Origin of the sequence: Paraburkholderia nodosa, assembly GCF_001718195.1 — a bacterium.
In the GTDB taxonomy this organism is placed as follows: Bacteria; Pseudomonadota; Gammaproteobacteria; order Burkholderiales; family Burkholderiaceae; genus Paraburkholderia; species Paraburkholderia nodosa_A.
The window spans coordinates 239,345-260,635 of record NZ_MCNV01000003.1 but is presented as its reverse complement, the minus strand read 5'-3'; the positions used below and the strand labels follow the sequence as shown (position 1 = coordinate 260,635).

The 21,291-nt window shown below is 65.1% G+C and carries 20 protein-coding genes; 15 read left to right on the top strand and 5 right to left on the bottom strand.

What is annotated here, in order from left to right; translation table 11 throughout:
• Positions 1-18 precede the first annotated feature (18 nt).
• From BFD71_RS07455 to cysM, 5 genes are all read left to right on the top strand, one after another.
• The gene (locus BFD71_RS07455) at positions 19-1,416 is read left to right on the top strand and encodes a UDP-glucose dehydrogenase family protein (RefSeq protein WP_069262637.1); all 1,398 of its coding nucleotides are present in this window, start codon (positions 19-21) and stop codon (positions 1,414-1,416) included.
• Entirely contained in the window at positions 1,388-2,392 is a 1,005-nt protein-coding gene (gene rfaE1, locus BFD71_RS07450) for a D-glycero-beta-D-manno-heptose-7-phosphate kinase (protein ID WP_069262636.1), read from the top strand. Before BFD71_RS07455 ends, rfaE1 begins: the two co-directional genes overlap by 29 nt.
• Positions 2,393-2,497: 105 nt before the next feature.
• On the top strand, positions 2,498-3,490 hold the full coding sequence (gene rfaD / locus BFD71_RS07445) for an ADP-glyceromanno-heptose 6-epimerase (protein WP_069262635.1): 993 nt from the start codon (positions 2,498-2,500) through the stop codon (positions 3,488-3,490).
• 73 nt (positions 3,491-3,563) lie between these two features.
• Positions 3,564-3,911, top strand: coding sequence for a ComEA family DNA-binding protein (locus BFD71_RS07440; protein WP_069262634.1), 348 nt, complete (start codon positions 3,564-3,566; stop codon positions 3,909-3,911).
• Positions 3,912-4,160: 249 nt separating this feature from the next.
• Positions 4,161-5,063 (top strand): cysteine synthase CysM, encoded by a 903-nt coding sequence (cysM, locus tag BFD71_RS07435; RefSeq protein ID WP_069262633.1) that lies wholly within the window; start codon positions 4,161-4,163, stop codon positions 5,061-5,063.
• Between the two features lie 69 nt (positions 5,064-5,132).
• Here the strand turns inward: cysM and mltB are convergent, their stop codons facing one another.
• Positions 5,133-6,446, bottom strand: coding sequence for a lytic murein transglycosylase B (mltB, locus tag BFD71_RS07430; protein ID WP_083245118.1), 1,314 nt, complete (start codon positions 6,444-6,446; stop codon positions 5,133-5,135).
• Between the two features lie 215 nt (positions 6,447-6,661).
• Between mltB and BFD71_RS07425 the strand changes: the two genes are divergently transcribed.
• Positions 6,662-7,588 (top strand): histone deacetylase family protein, encoded by a 927-nt coding sequence (locus tag BFD71_RS07425; protein ID WP_069262632.1) that lies wholly within the window; start codon positions 6,662-6,664, stop codon positions 7,586-7,588.
• Positions 7,589-7,661: 73 nt separating this feature from the next.
• Positions 7,662-8,447, top strand: coding sequence for an enoyl-CoA hydratase (locus BFD71_RS07420; RefSeq protein WP_370684259.1), 786 nt, complete (start codon positions 7,662-7,664; stop codon positions 8,445-8,447).
• A gap of 13 nt (positions 8,448-8,460) precedes the next feature.
• On the opposite strand, the gene BFD71_RS07415 is transcribed toward BFD71_RS07420, so the two are convergent.
• Positions 8,461-9,351 (bottom strand): alpha/beta hydrolase, encoded by an 891-nt coding sequence (locus BFD71_RS07415; protein ID WP_069262630.1) that lies wholly within the window; start codon positions 9,349-9,351, stop codon positions 8,461-8,463.
• A 301-nt stretch (positions 9,352-9,652) separates the two neighbouring features.
• On the opposite strand from BFD71_RS07415, the gene BFD71_RS07410 reads away from it, so the two are divergent.
• The 6 genes from BFD71_RS07410 to BFD71_RS07385 all read left to right on the top strand — a co-directional run bounded on the left by BFD71_RS07410 (position 9,653) and on the right by BFD71_RS07385 (position 16,025).
• Positions 9,653-10,687: a methionine ABC transporter ATP-binding protein gene (locus BFD71_RS07410; RefSeq protein WP_069262629.1), complete on the top strand. Its 1,035-nt coding sequence runs from the start codon at positions 9,653-9,655 to the stop codon at positions 10,685-10,687.
• Entirely contained in the window at positions 10,677-11,330 is a 654-nt protein-coding gene (locus tag BFD71_RS07405; protein ID WP_069262628.1) for a methionine ABC transporter permease, read from the top strand. Before BFD71_RS07410 ends, BFD71_RS07405 begins: the two co-directional genes overlap by 11 nt.
• A 55-nt stretch (positions 11,331-11,385) precedes the next feature.
• Positions 11,386-12,183: a MetQ/NlpA family ABC transporter substrate-binding protein gene (locus BFD71_RS07400; RefSeq protein ID WP_069262627.1), complete on the top strand. Its 798-nt coding sequence runs from the start codon at positions 11,386-11,388 to the stop codon at positions 12,181-12,183.
• Positions 12,184-12,393: 210 nt separating this feature from the next.
• Positions 12,394-13,143, top strand: coding sequence for an electron transfer flavoprotein subunit beta/FixA family protein (locus BFD71_RS07395; protein WP_069262626.1), 750 nt, complete (start codon positions 12,394-12,396; stop codon positions 13,141-13,143).
• 14 nt (positions 13,144-13,157) lie between these two features.
• The gene (locus BFD71_RS07390; protein ID WP_069262625.1) at positions 13,158-14,105 is read left to right on the top strand and encodes an electron transfer flavoprotein subunit alpha/FixB family protein; all 948 of its coding nucleotides are present in this window, start codon (positions 13,158-13,160) and stop codon (positions 14,103-14,105) included.
• 132 nt (positions 14,106-14,237) lie between these two features.
• Positions 14,238-16,025: an acyl-CoA dehydrogenase gene (locus tag BFD71_RS07385; RefSeq protein WP_069262624.1), complete on the top strand. Its 1,788-nt coding sequence runs from the start codon at positions 14,238-14,240 to the stop codon at positions 16,023-16,025.
• Positions 16,026-16,106: 81 nt separating this feature from the next.
• Here the strand turns inward: BFD71_RS07385 and BFD71_RS07380 are convergent, their stop codons facing one another.
• Positions 16,107-17,393: a D-amino acid dehydrogenase gene (locus tag BFD71_RS07380; RefSeq protein ID WP_069262623.1), complete on the bottom strand. Its 1,287-nt coding sequence runs from the start codon at positions 17,391-17,393 to the stop codon at positions 16,107-16,109.
• Between the two features lie 176 nt (positions 17,394-17,569).
• Between BFD71_RS07380 and BFD71_RS07375 the strand changes: the two genes are divergently transcribed.
• Both BFD71_RS07375 and BFD71_RS07370 read left to right on the top strand, forming a co-directional pair.
• Positions 17,570-18,058, top strand: coding sequence for an Lrp/AsnC ligand binding domain-containing protein (locus tag BFD71_RS07375; RefSeq protein ID WP_042261052.1), 489 nt, complete (start codon positions 17,570-17,572; stop codon positions 18,056-18,058).
• A 111-nt stretch (positions 18,059-18,169) separates the two neighbouring features.
• The gene (locus tag BFD71_RS07370; protein ID WP_069262622.1) at positions 18,170-19,324 is read left to right on the top strand and encodes a PA0069 family radical SAM protein; all 1,155 of its coding nucleotides are present in this window, start codon (positions 18,170-18,172) and stop codon (positions 19,322-19,324) included.
• Positions 19,325-19,340: 16 nt separating this feature from the next.
• On the opposite strand, the gene BFD71_RS07365 is transcribed toward BFD71_RS07370, so the two are convergent.
• Together BFD71_RS07365 and BFD71_RS07360 are read right to left on the bottom strand one after the other, a co-directional pair.
• The gene (locus BFD71_RS07365) at positions 19,341-19,847 is read right to left on the bottom strand and encodes an NINE protein (protein ID WP_069262621.1); all 507 of its coding nucleotides are present in this window, start codon (positions 19,845-19,847) and stop codon (positions 19,341-19,343) included.
• Positions 19,848-19,951: 104 nt separating this feature from the next.
• On the bottom strand, positions 19,952-21,178 hold the full coding sequence (locus tag BFD71_RS07360; protein WP_370684258.1) for a PQQ-dependent sugar dehydrogenase: 1,227 nt from the start codon (positions 21,176-21,178) through the stop codon (positions 19,952-19,954).
• Positions 21,179-21,291 lie beyond the last annotated feature (113 nt).

Genomic DNA, 21,291 nt, shown 5'->3' with positions numbered 1-21,291 from the left:
TCTGTCACCGGAGCGCCTATGAAGATCACCATTGTCGGTACCGGCTACGTCGGCCTCGTCACCGGTGCGTGTCTTGCCGAAATCGGCCACGACGTGTTTTGCCTCGATGTCGATCCGCGCAAGATCGATATCCTGAATGGCGGCGGCGTCCCGATTCACGAGCCGGGCCTGCTCGAACTCATCGCGCGCAACCGCGCGGCCGGGCGCATTACCTTTTCCACCGACATCGCGGCGAGCGTCGAGCACGGCGAGGTGCAGTTCATCGCCGTGGGCACGCCGCCCGACGAAGACGGCTCGGCCGATCTCCAGTACGTACTCGAGGCGGCGCGCAGCATCGGCCGTCACATGAACGGCTTCAAGGTGGTCGTCGACAAGTCGACGGTGCCGGTCGGCACGGCGCAGCGCGTGCACGGCGTGCTGGCCGAAGAACTGGCGAAGCGCGGCCTCTCGCATAGCGTGGATCACCGCTTCTCGGTCGTCTCGAACCCCGAGTTTCTGAAAGAGGGCGCGGCGGTGGACGACTTCATGCGTCCGGACCGCATCATCATCGGTCTCGACGAGGACGAGAACGGCACCGTGGCGCGCGAGAAGATGAAGCGCCTCTACGCGCCGTTCAACCGCAATCACGAACGCACGATCTACATGGACGTGCGCTCCGCCGAATTCACGAAGTACGCGGCCAACGCCATGCTCGCGACGCGCATCTCGTTCATGAACGAGATGGCGAATCTCGCCGACCGCGTGGGCGCCGACATCGAGTCGGTGCGCCGCGGCATCGGCTCCGATCCGCGCATCGGCTATCACTTCCTCTATGCCGGCTGCGGCTATGGCGGCTCGTGCTTCCCGAAGGACGTGCAGGCGCTGATCCGCACGGCCGCCGAGTCGGGCCAGAACCTGCGCGTGCTCGAAGCCGTCGAGGAGGTCAATCACGGCCAGAAGGAAGTGCTCGTGAAGAAGATCGCCAGCGTGTGCGGCGACGACCTCACCGGCAAGCACTTCGCCGTGTGGGGCCTCGCGTTCAAGCCGAACACCGACGACATGCGCGAAGCGCCGAGCCGCCGTCTGATCGCCGACCTGCTCTCGCGCGGGGCCACGGTGGCGGCGTGGGACCCGGTCGCAGCCGAAGAGGCGCAGCGCGTGTTCGCGCTCGATCTCGCACACGCGCCTGAGCAGCACGCGCGCCTGACGTTCGCATCGAGCCAGGACGACGCGCTCACGGGTGCCGACGCGCTCGTGATCGTCACCGAATGGACCGCCTTCAAGGCGCCCGATTTCGCGCATTTGAAGAAGGTGCTCAAGGCACCGCGTATCTTCGACGGACGCAACCTCTACGAGCCCGACGCCATGGCCGAGCTCGGCATTGACTATCATTCGATTGGGCGGCCCCATGTCAATCTCGCAAACTCCGCAGCCTGAAGCCGCGCCCGTCGCCGCGCTTGCTGCTGCCATCGCGCCGGAAGTGCGCGTCGTGCCGCGCGAGAAGCTCGCGACCTCGCGCGTGCTGGTGGTGGGCGACGTCATGCTCGACCGCTACTGGTTCGGCGACGTCAACCGCATCTCGCCGGAAGCGCCGGTGCCGGTCGTGCATGTGCAGCGCAAGGAAGACCGTTTGGGTGGCGCCGCGAACGTCGCGCGCAACGCGGCGGCGCTCGGCGCTCACGCGGGCCTCCTGTGCGTGGTGGGCCATGACGAACCCGGCGAGCGTATCGTCGAGCTGCTCGACGAAAGCAACGTGAACGCGTATCTCGAGCGCGATCCCGCGTTGCCGACCACCATCAAGCTGCGCGTGCTGTCGCGCCAGCAACAGTTGTTGCGCGTGGACTTCGAAAACACGCCCGCGCACGAGATCCTGCTCGCCGGCCTCGCGCGTTTCGACGCGCTGCTGCCCACGCACGACGTGATTCTGCTCTCCGACTACGCGAAGGGTGGGCTCACGCATGTCACGCAGATGATCGCGAAGGCGCGCGCCGCGGGCAAGGCGGTGCTCGTCGATCCGAAGGGCGACGACTGGGAGCGCTATCGCGGCGCGAGCCTCATCACGCCGAACCGCGCGGAGCTGCGCGAAGTGGTGGGCACGTGGAAGACCGAGGAGGACCTGCACGCGCGCGTGACGAAGCTGCGCCACGAACTGCAGTTCGATGCGCTCCTGCTCACGCGCTCGGAAGAGGGTATGACGCTCTTTTCCGATGACGGCGCGCTGCACGCGGCGGCCGATGCGCGCGAAGTGTATGATGTCTCGGGCGCCGGCGACACGGTGATCGCGACCGTCGCGGTCATGCTGGGCGCGGGATTGCCGCTCGTCGAAGGCGTCGCGCTCGCGAATCGCGCGGCCGGCATCGTGGTCGGCAAGCTCGGCACGGCCACCGTCGACTACGACGAACTCTTTCAATAATGTTGCGCATGCGAGCGTGCAGCGCTCGCACCCCGGCCGGAATTTCCGCAGCGTTTTTTCGGCGGGCCATCAACCTCGCGTGAACCTCGTCACCGCAGACCTATCATGACCCTCATCGTCACCGGCGCGGCCGGCTTCATCGGCAGCAACATCGTCAAGGCGCTGAACGAACGCGGCGAAGACCGCATCATCGCCGTCGACAATCTCACCCGCGCGGACAAGTTCAGGAATCTCGTCGATTGCGAGATCGACGACTACATCGACAAGACCGAGTTCGTCGAGCGCTTTGCGCGCGGCGATTTCGGCGACGTGCGCGCGGTGTTCCACGAAGGCGCCTGTTCGGACACGATGGAAACCGACGGCCGCTACATGATGGACAACAACTTCCGCTATAGCCGCGCCGTGCTCGACACGTGCCTCGCGCAGCGCGTGCAGTTTCTGTATGCGTCGTCGGCGGCGATTTACGGCGGCTCGACGCGCTTCGTCGAAGAGCGCGAAGTGGAAGCGCCGCTGAACGTGTACGGCTATTCGAAGTTCCTGTTCGACCAGGTGATCCGCCGCGTGCTGCCCACGGCGCAAAGCCAGATTGCGGGCTTTCGCTACTTCAACGTGTACGGTGCGCGCGAAACGCACAAGGCGCGCATGGCGTCGGTTGCGTTCCACAACTTCAACCAGTTCCGCGCCGAAGGCCGCGTGAAGCTGTTCGGCGAATACAACGGCTATGCGCCGGGCGAGCAGACGCGCGACTTCGTCTCGGTCGAGGACGTGGTGAAGGTGAACCTGTTCTTCTTCGATCATCCGGAGAAGACGGGCATCTTCAATCTGGGCAGCGGCCGTGCCCAGCCGTTCAACGACATCGCCACGACCGTGGTGAACACGCTGCGTGCGATGGAAGGCAAGCCCGCGCTCTCGCTCGCGGAGCAGGTCAAGGAAGGGCTGATCGAGTACATCCCGTTCCCGGATGCGCTGCGCGGCAAGTATCAGTGCTTCACGCAGGCGGACCAGTCGAAGCTGCGCGCAGCGGGCTACGACGCGCCGTTCCTGACGGTGCAGGAAGGCGTGGATCGTTACGTACGTTGGCTTTCTGGCCAGGTGTAACGCGAAGCCCTGACTTCATAAACTGGACTCTCCTCGCCGGCGATGGTCGCCGGCGTTTTGTGGGAGATCCAGCATGTTCCGAAAAGTCCTTGCGGCGGCCGCGCTTCTGGCCGTATTCAGCCACGCCTTTGCGGCCGTGGACGTCAACACCGCCAACGAAGACGCGCTTCGCGGCATCAAGGGGGTGGGGCCCGCGCGCGCCAAGGCCATTCTCGACGAGCGCAGCGCGCACGGCCCGTACAAGGATGCCAGTGACCTCGGCAAGCGCGTGAAGGGCATGGGCGGCCATACCGTCGAACGTTTGCAGGCCGAAGGATTGGCGATCGGTCCCGCGAATGCCCATGCAGCACAGGCGAAGGTTGCGCAGGCAACGCCCGCGAAGGCGGGCGCACCTCAGGCTGCCGTGGCGGTCAAGAAGTAGCAGGCCGCTCGCGCTCGTGTGTTACCCCGCGCGTCGTGCTGCGCCGTCGCGGGGCGCAGTTTCCTTCAGGTGTCGCTCAGGTGAAGTCGACCCGCGACGTTGACCCGCGGCCCGGGCCGCGGGCTTTTTGCAGCCCATGATGGTCGAGTCGCCAGCCGGCGTCCATACCGGCGTCATGGGTCCCCTGCGGTCGCTGCCCGCGTGGTTTAGAATCGACGGGTCACGTCATCGCGCCTCACTGCCATCCCCATGCCCTACAAGACCATTGAAGACACGATCGGCAATACCCCGCTCGTGCAGCTCGTCCGCCTGCCGGACGACGAAATCCGCGCCCGCAACAACGTCTTGCTGGCCAAGCTCGAAGGCAACAACCCGGCTGGGTCCGTGAAGGACCGCCCGGCGCTCTCGATGATCCGTAAAGCCGAAGAGCGCGGCCGCATCAAGCCCGGCGACACACTCATCGAAGCGACGAGCGGCAACACGGGCATCGCGCTCGCCATGGCGGCGGCGATCCGCGGCTACAAGATGGTGCTCATCATGCCGGAGGACCTCTCGGTCGAGCGCCGTCAGAGCATGGCGGCTTACGGCGCCGAAATCATGCTCACGCCGGTCAAGGGCGGCATGGAATATGCGCGCGACCTCGCCGAGCAAATGCAGCGCGACGGCAAGGGGATTATCCTCGACCAGTTCGGCAATCCCGACAATCCGCTTGCGCACTACGAGGCCACCGGCCCGGAAATCTGGCGCGATACCGAAGGGCGCATCACGCACTTCGTTTCGTCGATGGGCACGACCGGCACGATCATGGGCACGTCCCAGTTCCTGAAAGAAAAGAATCAGGCGATCGAGATCGTCGGCGCGCAGCCGGAAGAGGGCTCGCGCATTCCGGGCATTCGCAAGTGGCCCGAAGCGTATATGCCGAAGATTTTCGACCGCAGCCGCGTGGATCGCGTGGAGAGCGTGAGCCAGGCCGCCGCCGAGAACATGGCGCGCCGTCTGGCCTCGGTCGAAGGTATCTTCGCGGGGATCTCGTCGGGCGGCGCATGTGAGGTGGCGATGCGTCTTGCGCGCCAGCTCGAGAACGCGACGATCGTGTTCATCGTCTGCGATCGTGGCGACCGCTATCTCTCGACGGGTGTGTTTCCCGCCTGATTGAAGCGTGGACGCAAAAAAAACGGCCTTCGATGTTTCCGAAGGCCGTTTTGCTTTGTATCGCTGAAGTTACTCTTGCTGTTCGGGTGGCGTCGCACCCGTGCCGTTCGGGGCGCTGTTCATCCCGTTGCCATTGCCACCGTTGTTGCCGCCGTTGCCGCCATTTCCACCGTTTCCGTTCGCCGGGCCCACCCCCACGCCTGGCTGCGTCGCCAGCATCTGCGCTTTCACGCGCATGCCCAGCTGATACACCGCGAGCGCATAGAAGAAGCTGCGGTTATAGCGCGTCAGCACATAAAAGTTCTTGAGCCCGAGCTTGTACTCGGTGCCGCGGCCAGGCGAGGGCAGGTCGATCACCGTGACAGGCGTGCCCGCCTCGGCGGCGATATCCACGTCCGGCTGGTCGAGCACGAGGCCCGAGCGCAGCAACTGGCTCAGCGGCCAGCGCGGTTCGGGCTTGCCGTCGGCGGCGGCCTGGGCGATGCCGAGGCTGCCCGCATCGGTGGCGATATTCCACACCACGGGCCGCCCCGATTCCCAGCCGTTCTGCCGCAGATAGTTCGCCACGCTGCCGATCGCGTCGGCCGTGCTCCCGCGCAGATCGATGTGATTGTTGCCCTCGTAGTCCACCGCGTACTGCACGATGCTGCTCGGCAGGAACTGCGGAATGCCGATCGCGCCCGTGTACGAGCCGAGCACCGACGACGGATCGATCTGCGCGTCGCGCGTCCACACGAGGTAGTCCTCGAGATTCTTGCGGAACGTCGCCATGCGCTCGGCGCGGTTCGGCGTGTCCGGATAATCGAAGGCGAGCGTGGTGAGCGCATCGAGCACGCGGAAGTTGCCCATGTAGCGGCCGTAGATCGTCTCCACGCCGATGATGCCGACGATCACCTCGGGCGGCACGCCAAACTCCTCCGACGCGCGCTGCAGCGTGGCCTGGTTCGCGCGCCAGAAGCGTACCCCCGCATTGATGCGTACCGGGTCGAGGAAGCGCGCCTGATATGCGCGCCAGTTCTTCACGCCCGGAACGGGCGAGGGCGTCACGAGCTTCACCGCCGTCGCCGAATAGTTCGCGCTCGCGAACAGCGCATGCAGTGCGGTGGGATCGAAGTCGTAGCGCGCCACCATGTCGTTGATGAAGCCGTCGACGTCCGGATTGTTCGCGTAGCGCTGCGGGACGATTTCCTCTTCGAACGTCTGGCCCTGCGTCGGCGTTTGCGGTTGCGCCTGCGCGAGCGTGAGCGGCGTCTGTCGCGATTTCGGCGCGGCAGTTTGCGCGCGCGCCGCGCCGGTGCACAACGACGCCGCGACGCAAAGCGCGAGTGCGAAGGTCGTGCGACGTGGGCGGCTGGAGGCGGACAGAGCGGTCTTGAGGGTCATGAGAGAGCGGAGGGAGAGCGGTCCAGGAAGAACCCGGGCAGTATAACCGAGCGCCTTCGGGGAATCGGGCCGTTGCGCGCCGGCGTGGCGCGTGAGCACCAGGTCGCTGTGGTAACGTGGTGTCTGTTCGCGCGCCAGCCGGCGTGCCGCCAGACTAAAGACAGAAGGAGACCCGCGGCCGCGCGCATGCGCGAAGCCCGCGGCGAGTGCGACTCATGACGACCGGTTTCTTCTCTCACCCCGATTTTCTGCTGCACGAGATGGGCGAATGGCATCCTGAATGCCCCGCGCGTCTGCAGGCTATCGAAGACCAACTGATCGCGAGCCGCATCGACGCGCTGATCGAGCGCGACGAATCGGCGCCGCTCGCGACCGAGGCGGACCTCCTGCGCGTGCATACCCAGGCGCATATCGACTTCATCCGCAACACGGCGCCTAGCGAAGGCTACGCGAGCATCGACCCGGACACGCTGATGAATCCGCACACGTGGCAGGCGGCGCTGCGTGCGGCGGGCGCGGCGATCGCGGCCACCGACGCGGTCCTCGCCGGGCGCTACGAGAACGCATTCTGCAGCGTGCGCCCGCCCGGCCATCACGCGGAGCCTGCGCGCGCGATGGGCTTTTGCTTCTTCAACAACATCGCGATCGCGGCGCGCCATGCACTCGAAGTCCACGGCCTCCAGCGCGTGGCGATCGTCGATTTCGACGTGCATCACGGCAACGGCACCGAGGCCGCGTTCGCGGGCGACTCGCGCGTGCTGATGTGCAGCTTCTTTCAGCATCCGTTCTATCCGTACTCGGGGGCCGAGAATCCGGCGCCGAACATGGTCAACCTGCCGATCGCGGCGCGCACGAAAGGCATGGAAGTGCGCGAGGCCATCGACATCATGTGGCTGCCGCGGCTGCACGAGTTCAAACCGGAGATGGTGTTCGTCTCGGCGGGCTTCGACGCGCATCGCGAAGACGATCTCGGCAACATGGGCCTCGTGGAGGACGACTTCGCCTGGATCACGGACCAGATTCGCGACATCGCGGGCCGCTATGCGAAGGGGCGCATCGTGAGCAGCCTCGAAGGCGGCTATAACCTCTCGGCGCTCGGCCGCAGCGTGGTGGCGCATCTGCGCGCGCTGGCGGATATCTAGGCGGCCGGCGCGGCCCAGAGCGCGGACCCGCATCGCACACATTCGAACGAAGGAGACACGCATCGTGAGTGCCATTCCCTCTTCATCGCAAGCGCTGGTCGAAATTACACGCGATGCGTATGGCGTGTCGGGCGTCGTGCGCCTCACGCTGAACCGTCCGGATGCGTTCAACGCGCTTTCCGAGGCGCTCATCGATGCGTTGCAGGGCGAACTCGCCGCGCTGGCGCAATCCGACGCGCGCGTGGTCGTCATCGCAGCCGCAGGGCGCGCGTTCTGCGCGGGCCACGATCTCAGGGAAATGCGCGCGGCGCCCTCGCACGAGTACTACACGAAGTTGTTCGAGCGCTGCTCGAAGATGATGCTCGCCATTCAAAAGATGCCGCAGCCCGTCATCGCGCGCGTCCAGGGCGTGGCGACGGCGGCGGGCTGCCAGCTCGTCGCGATGTGCGATCTGGCGGTGGCGGCGGACTCGGCGCGCTTTGCGGTGTCGGGCATCAATCTCGGGCTCTTTTGCTCGACGCCCGCTGTGCCGCTCTCGCGCAATGTCTCGCGCAAGGCGGCCTTCGAGATGCTGATGACGGGCGAATTCATCGATGCGGAGAAGGCGTTGCGCGAAGGCCTCGTGAATCGCGTGGTGCCCGTCGACCAACTCGACGCCGCCGTGACCGCACTGGCCGCGAGCATCTGCGCGAAGCCGCGCGAGGCCGTCGCGGCAGGCAAGGGGCTCTTCTACCGGCAGCTCGAAATGGGCATCGACGCCGCGTATCAGCTGGCCGGGCAGACCATGGCCTGCAACATGATGACCGACCCAGCGCTCGACGGCGTGCAGGCGTTCATCGAGAAACGCAGCGCGAAGTAACGCGCCTGACCGCTCAGGAGTGCTGGTCGATCCAGTCGATCAGCGCGCCGATCACGCGCTCTCGATCGAGGTCGTTGAGCGTTTCATGGTAGCTGCCTTCATATAGCGTGAGCGTGCGATCGGGCGATCCCACGTTCGCGCCGAACGCGCGGCTGCCCTCGGGCTCGGTGAGCTTGTCCTCGGTGCCATGCCAGATCAGCACGGGTAGCCGCAGTTGCGCGCGTCCCGTCTCGATGCGCTTCATCGCTTCCAGCAATTGCGCCCCCGTGCGGGCGGGAATCGCGCCGTGATGCACGAGCGGATCGGCGCGATTGGCTTCGACCACGTCGCGCACGCGCGCGAGCAGCGCCGCGTCGATTTTCATGGCCGGAAAGGTCGGCCAGACTGCGCTGATTACGCGGCTCGCGGCGATTTTCCATGCGGGCACGTCGCGGCCCGGCGCGAGCGCCGCGCTCGAGAGCAGCAGGCCCGCGAGCGGCACGCGAGTTTGCGGCAGGCGCTCGATGGCGTAGAGCGCGGCAATCGCGCCGCCCATGCTGTGTCCCATCAGGAAGAGCGGTGTGCCCTGTGCAGCGCATTGCGCGCTCGCGTGGGCGAGGAGCGCCTCGGCGTCGTTGAGATAGTCGTCGAAGTGCGAGATCCAGGTGCGGCGGCCACGGGCATGCCCGTGGCCGCGCAGATCGATTGCGTAGACATCGATGCCCGCAGCGGTCAGCCGCGTGGCGAGCGCCGCATAGCGGCCCGCGTGTTCCGCGAGACCATGAATCAGCGCGATGGCCGCGCGCGGCGGCGCGCTCGCGCGCCAGACGTAGAGCGGCAACTCGACGCCGTCACGCGTACGCAGCGTCGCTTGCGCGGCGGGTTCGGCGGCTTGCGCCATGGCGATGTTCTGACTGGTCTCCATCTCGCTCCCTGTTTGGGCAATGCGTGGCGGTTCACGGTAGTTCGTTTTCGGCATCAATCTGTCGGCAGCAGTGTAGCGGCCGCGCGGGCGGCCACGCGCTGCCAGAAGCCTCTAATGCAAATGAGTTATGAAATTATCGAAATTGATTATTAAAAGGAATTTTGCGTGCCAGGGTAAAATGCGGGGCTAAATCCAGTCCATCAAACGGCGGCTGTCTGCCGGCGCGACGCGTTTTCCGCTACTGAAAAGGAGCGGCCTGCGCGAGCGGCGCGCGGCACACCCGCCGTTTTGCTTTTTTTCCATGATCGAAATTCGAAACGTGTCCCAGCGCTTCGCCGGCCCACAAGGCTGGATCGAGGCGCTGCACAACGTCAATCTGACGATTCCGCCGGGCGAAGTGTTCGGCATCATCGGGCGCAGCGGCGCAGGCAAGAGCACGCTGGTGCGCACCATCAACCTGCTCACGCGGCCCACCGAAGGCGACATCGTCGTCAACGCTCGCACGCTCACGTCGCTCTCTTCGGCCCAGCTGCGCGAAGCGCGCCGCGAGATCGGCATGATTTTCCAGCACTTCAACCTGCTGTCGTCGCGCACCGTGTTCGACAACGTCGCGCTGCCGCTCGAACTGGCCGGCGTGAAGCGCGCCGAGATCGAAGCGACGGTGCTGCCGCTGCTCGAACTCGTCGGCCTGACCGCGCAGAAAGACCGCTATCCCTCGCAGATCAGCGGCGGCCAGAAGCAGCGCGTGGGCATTGCGCGCGCGCTCGCGAGCAAGCCGAAGGTGCTGCTTTCGGACGAGGCGACCTCGGCGCTCGACCCCGAAACCACGCGCGCGATTCTCGACCTGCTGCGCAAGATCAATCGCGAACTGAACCTGACCATCGTGATGATCACGCACCAGATGGAAGTGATCAAACAGGTCTGCGACCGCGTGGCCGTGCTCGACGCGGGCCGCGTGGTGGAAAGCGGTCCCGTGATCGACGTGTTCCTGCAGCCGCGCCACGAAGTCACGCGCGCGCTGCTCGGCGACGTGATCGCCCAGGAATTGCCGCCCGCGCTCAAGGCGCGCGTGGCCGAGCATCTCGCCAAGGGCAGCGGCCACTTGCTGCGCCTCGCGTTCAAGGGCACGGGCGTCGATCAGCCGGTTCTCTCGGAGACGATTCGCCGCTTCGAACTCGATTTCAACATCCTGCACGGCCAGATCGACGAGATCCAGGGGCAGGCGTTCGGCTCGCTCGCGGTGCTCGCGGGCGGCGATCCGGTGAAGGTGGCGCAGGCCATGGCGTGGCTGCGCGAACAAGGCGTCGTGGTGGAGGAACTGTCCCATGTGGAGTGAAATGTTCGACATGTTCGTCCAGTCGTTCTGGGAGACGCTCGTCATGGTGGGCATCTCGGGACTCGTGGGCGCGGCCATCGGCCTGCCGCTCGGCGTGCTGCTCTATCTCACCGACCGCAACGGCGTGCTGCAGAACATCGCCGCGAATCGCGTGATGGGGGTGATCGTCAATGCCGTGCGTTCCACGCCGTTCATCATCCTGCTCGTTGCCGTGATTCCGTTCACGCGCCTCGTGGTCGGCTCGTCGATCGGCACGGCGGCCGCCGTCGTGCCGCTCACCATCGCCGCTGCGCCGTTTATCGCGCGGCTCGTCGAAACGGCGCTGCGCGAAGTCGATCGCGGCCTGATCGAAGCGGCCCAGGCCATGGGCGCGAGCACGAGCCAGATCGTCTTCAAGGTGCTGCTGCCCGAGTCGCTGCCAGGCGTCGTGGCGGGGCTCACCATCACGTTCATCTCGCTCGTCGGCTATTCGGCGATGGCCGGCGCGATCGGCGGCGGTGGTCTTGGCGACCTCGGCATCCGCTACGGCTATCAGCGCTTCGAACCCGAAGTCATGTTGATCGTGGTCGTGATCCTGATCGTGTTCGTGCAGCTCGTGCAGTCGTTCGGCGACTGGCTCGTGCGGCGCCTGAGCCACAAATAGGCCTTAAAACAAGCGGTTTTTCGATCAACATAACTACACAAGACAAAGGTTGGATATGCAACGTCGTTTCATGATCCGGCTCGCGGCGGCGCTTGGCGCGGCTTCGCTCATCGCACCGCTTGCTGCGCACGCGGACGAAACCATCAAGGTGGGCGTGACGGGCGGCCCGCACGAGCAGGTGATGGAAGTCGTGAAGAGCGTGGCCGCGAAGAGCGGCCTGAACATCAAGATCATCGAGTTCTCCGACTACGTGCAGCCGAACGCGGCGCTCGCGGGCGGCGATCTCGACGCCAACAGCTACCAGCACGCGCCGTATCTCGACGCGCAGGTGAAGGATCGCGGCTACAAGCTGATCAAGATCGCCGACACCGTTACGTTCCCGATGGGCATCTACTCGAAGAAGATCAAATCGCTCTCCGAACTGAAGCCGGGCGCGCGCATCGCGGTGCCGAATGATCCGACGAATGGCGGCCGTGCGTTGCTGCTGCTGCAGAGCCAGGGTCTCATCAAGTTGCGCGCCGACGCAGGTTTGAAGGCGACGCCGCTCGACATCGTGGAAAACCCCAGGAAGCTGAAAATCGTCGAGCTCGACGCCGCACAGATTCCGCGTTCGCTCGACGACGTGGACGCCGCCGCGATCAACACGAACTTCGCCATGCAAGCGGGCCTGAAGCCGAAACAGGACGCGATCGCAATCGAAGACCCGAAGGGGCCGTACGTGAATATCCTCGCGATCCGCGAGGCCGACCGCAACAAGCCCTGGGTGGCGAAGCTGGTCGCCGCGTACCACTCGCCGGAAGTGAAGCGCTACGTCGAAACGACGTTCGGCGGGGCAGTTATCACCTCCTGGTAGGACCCCCTGGGCCGTGAAATTAGAGATATTTTTCGGCGCCCGGGCTTGATGCCCGGGTTTTTTCCACCGTAAAATCGCACGATCGTTCGCTACTGATGACCGGGGTGCGGCAGCGGTGGTTCGGGAAAATTGCTGGTGGCAGATCGGCCCGACAGGGCTATCGCTATAATGTCCGCCAGGTTGACGTATTCGTAACTTCGGAGCATGTGAATGAAAGTCCTTGTGCCAGTCAAACGCGTAGTCGATTACAACGTGAAGGTTCGTGTGAAGTCGGATGGCACGGGCGTCGACATCGCGAACGTGAAGATGTCGATGAACCCGTTCGACGAAATCGCCGTGGAAGAAGCGGTGCGTCTGAAGGAAGCGGGCGTGGCGACCGAAGTCATCGCCGTTTCGGCGGGCGTGACGCAAGCGCAGGAAACGCTGCGCACGGCGCTGGCCATCGGCGCGGATCGCGCGATCCTCATCGAGTCGAACGAAGACCTCCAGCCGCTGGCTGTGGCCAAGCTACTGAAGGCGCTGGTCGACAAGGAACAGCCGCAACTGGTCATCCTCGGCAAGCAGGCCATCGACGACGATTCGAACCAGACCGGCCAGATGCTCGCCGCGCTGGCGAACCTGCCGCAGGCTACGTTTGCCTCGAAGGTGGTCGTGGCCGACGGCAAGGCGACCGTGTCGCGCGAAGTGGACGGTGGCGCGGAAACGCTGTCGCTCAAGCTGCCCGCAGTCGTTACGACGGATCTGCGCCTGAACGAGCCGCGCTACGTCACGCTGCCGAACATCATGAAGGCGAAGAAGAAGCCGCTGGAAACCGTCAAGCCCGAAGACCTCGGCGTCGACGTCACGCCGCGTCTGAAGACGCTGAAGGTTGCCGAGCCGCCCAAGCGCAGCGCAGGCGTGAAGGTGCCGGACGTGAAGACGCTGGTCGAGAAGCTGAAGACGGAAGCCAAGGTGCTGTAAGGAGCGAGACGAAAATGACGAATCTGGTTATTGCTGAACACGACAATCACTCGATCAAGGCCGCGACGCTGAACACGGTCGCCGCAGCGCAGAAAATTGGCGGCGACGTGCACGTGCTGGTCGCGGGCCACAATGCGCAAGCCGCAGCGGATGCCGCCGCGAAGATCGCAGGCGTTGCGAAGGTGCTGCTGGCCGACGCGCCGCAACTCGAACAGGGTCTCGCCGAGAACGTCGAAGCGACGGTCCTCGCGCTTGTGCAAAATGCGGCGAAGAACTACACGCACATCCTGGCGCCGGCAACGGCAGCGGGCAAGAACGTCACGCCGCGTATCGCCGCGAAGCTCGACGTCGCGCAAATCAGCGACATCACCGCTGTGGATGCGCCGGACACGTTCGAGCGCCCGATCTACGCGGGCAATGCCATCGCGACGGTGCAATCGGTCGACCCGATCAAGGTCATCACCGTGCGTACGACGGCATTCGATGCAGTTGCAGCCGTTGGCGGCAGCGCAGCAGTCGAGAAGCTCGACGCGGCAGCGGACAGCGGCCTCACCCAGTTCGTCGGCCGTGAAGTGACGAAGCTCGACCGTCCGGAACTCACGAGCGCAAAGATCATCGTCTCGGGCGGCCGGGGTCTGGGCAGCGGCGAGAACTACACGAAGGTGCTGGAGCCGCTCGCGGACAAGCTCAACGCCGCACTTGGCGCCTCGCGCGCAGCCGTCGACGCGGGCTATGTGCCGAACGACTATCAGGTCGGACAGACCGGCAAGATCGTCGCGCCGCAACTGTACGTGGCGGTCGGCATCTCGGGTGCGATCCAGCACCTTGCCGGCATGAAGGACTCGAAGGTCATCGTCGCGATCAACAAGGACGAAGAAGCACCGATCTTCAGCGTGGCCGATTACGGCCTCGTGGGCGACCTGTTCACGGTCGTGCCGGAACTCGTGAAGGAACTCGGCTGAATCCGGCCGGTGTATCGAGCGACGAGCGCCGCGTATCATGATTGAACGCGTGGCGTGAGACGAAGCAACAAAGGGGCGCTGCGGCGCCCCTTTGTCATTTGAGGAACCGCATACCGACAGGAGGAGACTGAAATGTACCAGGCGCCCACGAGCGACATGCTGTTCGTCATGAAGGAACTGGCCGGCCTCGAAGAAATCGCCAGCTTACCGGGCGGCGAAGACGCCACGCCCGAAACGGTCGAAGCGGTGCTGCACGAAGCCGCGAAGCTGTGCGGCGAAGTGCTCGAGCCGCTGAACGCCGAAGGCGACCGCAATCCGAGCCGCTGGGAAAACGGCAACGTGCACGCCACGCCCGGTTTCAAGGCGGCATTCCGCCAATACGTGGAAGGCGGCTGGCAAGGCGTGCAGCATCCTCAGGAATACGAAGGACAAGGTTTACCGAAGCTCGTCGGCACGCCGTGTGTGGAAATGCTCAACGCGGCGAACCTTTCGTTCGCGTTGTGTCCGCTGCTCACCGACGGCGCCATCGAAGCGCTCCTCACCGCCGGCAGCGAAGCGCAAAAGCAGCGCTTCGTGCCGAAGCTCATCTCCGGCGACTGGACCGGCACGATGAACCTCACTGAGCCGCAGGCGGGCTCCGATCTCGCCGCCGTGCGCACGCGCGCCGAGCCGCAAGGCGACGGCACGTACAAGGTGTTCGGCACGAAGATCTTCATCACGTGGGGCGAGCACGACATGGCGGAGAACATCGTCCATCTCGTGCTCGCGCGCACGCCCACGGCGCCCGAAGGCGTGAAGGGCATTTCGCTCTTCATCGTGCCGAAGTTCCTCGTCAACGAAGATGGCACGCTCGGCGCGCGCAACGATGTGCACTGCGTATCGATCGAACACAAGCTCGGCATCAAGGCGAGCCCGACCGCCGTGCTGCAGTTCGGCGACCATGGCGGCGCGATCGGCCAGTTGATCGGCGAAGAGAATCGCGGCCTCGAATACATGTTCATCATGATGAACGCCGCGCGTTTTGCGGTGGGCATGCAGGGCGTGGCCGTCTCCGATCGCGCGTACCAGAAGGCGCTCGCCTATGCGAAGGAGCGCGTGCAGAGCCGCCCGGTGGACGGTTCCGCGAAAGCCGCGGTGAGCATCATCCATCACCCCGACGTGCGCCGCATGCTCGCCACGATGCGTGCGCTCACCGAAGCCGCGCGTGCGCTCGCTTACGTGGCGGCCGGCGAGAGCGACCGCGCGCATGGCGACCCCGACGAGGCGGCCCGTGCGCGGCATCAGGCGCGCTACGAGTATCTCGTGCCGATCGTGAAGGGCTGGAGCACCGAACTGGCGCTCGAAGTGACGAGCCTCGGCGTGCAGGTGCATGGCGGCATGGGCTTCATCGAGGAGACAGGCGCGGCGCAGTTCTACCGTGACGCACGCATTCTGCCGATCTACGAGGGCACGACGGCGATCCAGGCGAACGATCTCATCGGACGCAAGACGCTGCGCGACGGCGGCGCGGCGGCAAAGGCGCTGCTTGCCGATATCGCGCAGACCGTCGACGCGCTGGCCGCACAACGAGGCGCGGCGTTCGAGTCGATGCGCAAGCATCTCGCGGCGGGTAAGGAGGCGCTGGCATCGGCCGTGGACTTCGTGCTCGCGAAGACGAAAAGCGATCCGAACGCGGTATTCGCGGGCAGCGTGCCGTATCTGAAGCTGGCGGGCATCGTGCTGGGCGGCTGGCAGATGGCGCGCGCCATGCTCGCCTCGCAGCGTCTCATGCAGGAGGACCCGAAGTTTCATGGCGCGAAGATCGCCACGGCGCAGTTCTACGCGCAACACGTCTTGCCGCAGGCGGTGGCGCTCGAAGCGGCGATCGTCAGCGCCAACGGCAGCGAGGGCGTGCTGGCGCTAGCGGAGGATCAGTTCTGACGCAGCCGCGCGCTACTCACAGCGAGAAATGAAACACGGCGCCCTGGCGGCGCCGTGTTCATTCACGCTGCGTGGCTGGCTTCAGGCATACGCCGGACGATGCGAGCCTTGCGTGTCGCCGAGATAGCGGTGCACCGAAAGATCGTCGGCGCGGATGGCGGGTTGCTTGCCCGAGATCAGGTCGGCGAGCAATTGGCCCGAACCGCACGACATCGTCCAGCCGAGCGTGCCGTGACCCGTGTTCAGGAACAGGTTCGAGATCGGCGTGCGGCCGACAACCGGCGTGCCGTCCGGCGTCATCGGGCGCAGGCCGGTCCAGAAGGTGGTCTTCGTCGTGTCGCCGCCGCCCGGGAACAAGTCGTTGACGCACATTTCGAGCGTTTCACGGCGCGCCTGCTTGAGCGTCTTGTCGAAGCCGACGATCTCGGCCATGCCGCCCACACGGATGCGGTCGTCAAAACGCGTGATCGCGATCTTGTAGGTTTCGTCGAGCACGGTCGAAACCGGCGCGGCACTCGCATTCACGATCGGCGCCGTGATCGAATAGCCCTTGAGCGGATAAACCGGAATCTTCACGAGGCCCGCGAGCATCTTCGTCGAGAAGGAGCCGAGCGCGACCACGAACGAATCGGCGCGCACCAGCTCGCTGCCGCATTGCACGCCCGCGATACGGTCGCCCTGCATGGCGAGGCCGTCGATCGGCGTGTTGTAGCGGAATTTCACACCCAGTTGTTCGGCCATGGCGGCGAGGCGCGTGGTGAACATCTGGCAGTCGCCGGTTTCGTCGCCGGGCAGACGCAGGCCGCCGGTGAGCTTGCCCGACACCGCGGCGAGCGCCGGTTCTGCGCGGCCGAGTTCGGCTGCGGTGAGCAGTTCGTACGGAACGTTCGCGTCCTTGAGCACGGCGATGTCCTTCGCTGCGCCTTCGAACTGCTGCTGCGTGCGGAACACCTGGAGCGTGCCGCCCGTGCGGCCTTCATACTCAATGCCCGTGTCGGCGCGCAACGCCTGCAGGCAGTCGCGGCTGTATTCCGCGAGACGCACCATGCGGCCTTTGTTGAGCGCGTAGCGTTCAGCCGTGCAGTTCTGCAGCATCTGCCACATCCACTGCAGCTGGAACTTCGTGCCGTCCAGACGAATGGCGAGCGGCGCGTGCTTCTCGAACATCCACTTGATCGCCTTGAGCGGCACGCCCGGCGCGGCCCACGGTGCGGCGTAGCCCGGCGAGATCTGTCCGGCATTGGCAAAACTGGTTTCGAGCGCGGGACCGGCCTCGCGGTCGATCACCGTGACTTCGTGGCCCGCGCGGGCGAGATACCAGGCGCTGGCCACACCGACCACACCACTGCCCAACACGACGACTCGCATAGCTGCTCCATATAGTTTCGTTGAGCTACGCCGCGTTGCCGGGCCCTTGGAAGCCGTGTTTTGGCACCGATAGGGAAGAAGGCATGAAAATCCGGGTGTAGCCAGTATTTGTAGCTATGCTATTGTTGTATGTCCAGGTTTTGTTATCGTATTTTTCAGATTTTCGGGAAGAAATCATGAGAACGCAGCGCCAACCGGTCCGCGCGCTCGACCGGCTCGATCACCGCATCCTGAAGCTGCTCCAGGAGGACGGCCGCATGGCGATGAAGGACCTCGCGGAGCAGGTCGGGCTCTCGGTCACACCGTGCATCGAGCGCGTCAAGCGCATGGAGCGCGACGGCGTGATCACGGGTTACTTCGCGCGTGTGAATCCCTCGGTGCTGGGTGCGGCGCTGCTCGTGTTCGTGGAGATCACGCTCGATCACAAGAGCGGCAACATGTTCGACCAGTTCCGCCGCGAGGTGCAGAAGATTCCCGAAGTGCTCGAATGCCATCTCGTCTCGGGCGACTTCGACTATCTCATCAAGGCGCGCATCGGCGAGATGGCCGACTACCGCAAGCTGCTCGGCGACATCCTGCTGCAACTGCCGGGCGCCGTGCAGTCGAAGAGCTACGTGGTGATGGAAGAGATCAAGGAGACGCTGACCATCGCCGTGGGGGAATGAACGGGTAACAGCGGGCTGAAGGCGGCCCCTTTTTTAGGACTCGACAACGCGGATCGATACTGTATATTTATACAGTATCGATCCGCGCTTTCATGTCCATTTTCTCTACCCGTGACTGATTCCCATCACCCCGATCCCGACGCCTGGTATCCCGTTGCACCGCCCACGGCGCGCAAGGGGCGCGGGGCGGTCACGAACCTGCAAGGGCGCTACGAAGTCGACCAGCGCGAAGCGTTCGACGACGGCTGGCAGCCCACGGGTGTCGGCGGGGAGCGCGATGGTGATGGCGATGAAACCGGCGAGCCCAGGCTGCGCACCGAAGTCTTCGAAGAGCGCGCGAAGAGCATCCTCACACGCAACCAGTCGCCGGACATTCCATTCAACGTCTCGCTCAATCCGTATCGCGGCTGCGAGCACGGCTGTATCTATTGCTTTGCGCGGCCTACGCACAGTTATCTCGGCCTCTCGCCGGGGCTCGATTTCGAGAGCCGAATCTACGCCAAGGTCAATGCGGCGGAGTTGCTCGCGCGGGAAATCGCCAAGCCGTCGTACGAGCCCGAGCCGATTGCGCTGGGCGTGAATACCGACGCCTGGCAACCGGTAGAGCGCGACCTGCGCATCACACGCCGCGTGGTCGAAGTGCTGGCGGAACGGCAGCATCCGTTCGCGGCCATCACGAAATCCTCGCTGATCGAACGCGATCTCGACCTGCTCGCGCCGATGGCCGCGCGCCAGCAGTTCATGGCGGCAATCACGATCACCACACTCGACGCCGATATCGCCCGCTCGCTCGAACCGCGTGCGGCGACACCCGCGCGGCGGCTGCGTACCATCCGCACGCTCGCCGAAGCCGGTGTGCCGGTCGGCGTGAGCATCGCACCCGTGATTCCGTTCGTGACCGAGCCCGACATGGAGCGCGTGCTCGAAGCCTGCGCCGAGGCCGGTGCGACAAGCGCGAGTTACATCGTGCTGCGTTTGCCGTGGGAGGTCGCGCCGCTGTTCCAGGACTGGCTGGCGGCGCACTTCCCGCAGCGCGCCGAGCGCGTGATGAGCCGCGTGCGCGACATGCGCGGCGGCAAAGACTACGAATCGGCGTTTTCGCAGCGCATGAAGGGAACGGGGCTGTGGGCCGACCTGCTCAAGCAGCGCTTTCATCATGCCGTGCGGCGCCTCGGGCTCAACGAGCGGCGCCACGGCATTCTGGACATGTCGGCGTTCGTGCAGTCGAAGACCGTGCGCGAGAAGCCTCAGCTCGACCTGTTTTGAGCCGTTACTGCGCGATTTACTGCGAGAGCGCCTTCGCGGCCTCGACTTGCGACTCGAAGTACGTTTGAAACGAGAGTGCGAGTCCCGTCATCAGCAGGAACGCGCCAATCAGCAGCGAGAAGATCACGACGAAAATCACCGTCCAGCCCGAGCGGCTCGTGCGGCCTTTCTCCACGAACGCGGCGTTGAACTGCGCGTCCCATTTGGCGTCGGGGCGTAGCCCGTAGACGATTGCCGCCAGAAACGCCGAGAGGACCGACACCGCGCCGATCACGGCGAGCACCCAGCCAGGAATCGAGGCGCGCTCGGTGGCGACGAGCAGCATCACGCCCGGAATGCCGAGGAGCGTGCCCAACAAATGCGCCCAGCCCCACACGTCGCGCGGGCCATACAGGTAGAAGCGGTGGGCGCCGAGACTGCCAAACAGGAAGGCGAGGGCGGCGGTGAGCGTCTTGGAGCGAAAGCGTGCGAGGTTCTTGTCGTTGGGCATGGGCTCGGGCAAAACGTGGGCGTCGGCCGCCATGAGCGCATTACGTCGAACGCGCACGGGCCGCCGGGCATTGTATGCCGCACGACGCGCTTGCAGCACAAGCGCACGCTTATGCCTGGCACCATGGTCTGCCCGCGTCACGGTTTCGTGTAGGTCACGCGATAAATCGCGCCCGCATAGTCGTCGCTGACGAGGAGCGATCCGTCGGGCAGCGGCAGCACGTCGGCGGGGCGGCCCCATTGGGTCTCGTCTGAATTGAGCCAGCCCTGCGCGAACACTTCCTGGCGTGCGTTCGTGCCGTCCGGGTTGGCGATCACGCGCAACACGCGATAGCCGACCTTCTTGCTGCGGTTCCACGAGCCGTGCTCGGCGATGAAAATGCTGTTCTTATAGTCGGCCGGGAACATCGAACCGGTATAGAAGCGCATGCCAAGCGACGCCACGTGCGCGCCGAGCTTGAGGACCGGGGGCGTGAAGCTGCTGCACGGATGGCCTGCGCCGAACTCGGGGTCGGCGACATTGCCGCCGTGGCAATAGGGAAAGCCGAAGTCCTCGCCCACGTGCGCGAGGCGGTTGAGCTTGTCGTCGGGGATGTCGTCGCCGAGCATGTCCCGGCCGTTGTCGGTGAACCAGAGCTCATGCGTCTGCGGATGCCACGCGAAGCCGACCGTGTTGCGCACGCCGCGGGCGATGGTCTCGTAGTGCGAGCCGTCGGGCTCCATGCGCCCGATCATCGCGAAATGCACGCGCTGCGGGTCGCTGGCCGGCAGACAGACGTTGCACGGCGCGCCTTGCGGCACGTAGAGCTTGCCGTCGGGGCCGAAGGCGATGAACTTCCAGCCGTGGTGGCGCTCGGCGGGCAGCGAATCCGTGACGACGACGGCTTTGGGCGGATCGTCGAGATGACGGTCGATGTCGTCGAGCCGCACGATCGACGACACCGCTGAAACGTACAATGCGCCGTTGCGCCAGGCCACGCCCACCGGCATCGTCAGTCCCGAGGCCACGATATGGCGCTTGATGGCTTTGCCGTCCTTGAGTTCGAGCGCGTAGACGTCGCCGTCCGTACTCCCCACATACAGAAGGGTGCCGTTGCCTGACTGCGTCATTTCGCGCGCACCGGGCAAGTCGGCGGACAGCACCTCGATGTGGAAGCCCGGCGGCAGCTTGATGCGCTCGATGGGAAGCGCCGCTTGAGCGAACGGCGCCGCGAGCAGGGCGGCGGCAAAGGCGAGACACGCCGCTGCAAAGCGTCGGGCCGACTCGCGAGACACCGGAAAAAAGGAGCTGCCACCCACGCCGCCGCCACAAATGCGAGGCAGCCCTTGCACGAGTCGTCTGAAAGTCGCCACAATTCGCTCCAGGGCCCGCCCATCGTGGGCATGAGCCGCAGTTTGACCGCTTTGTTGACCGCTTTGTCTCGCCGCTTTCCGCGCGCCGGCGTGCAATTTCCCGTTAAGTGTTTGTTATGCCTCCG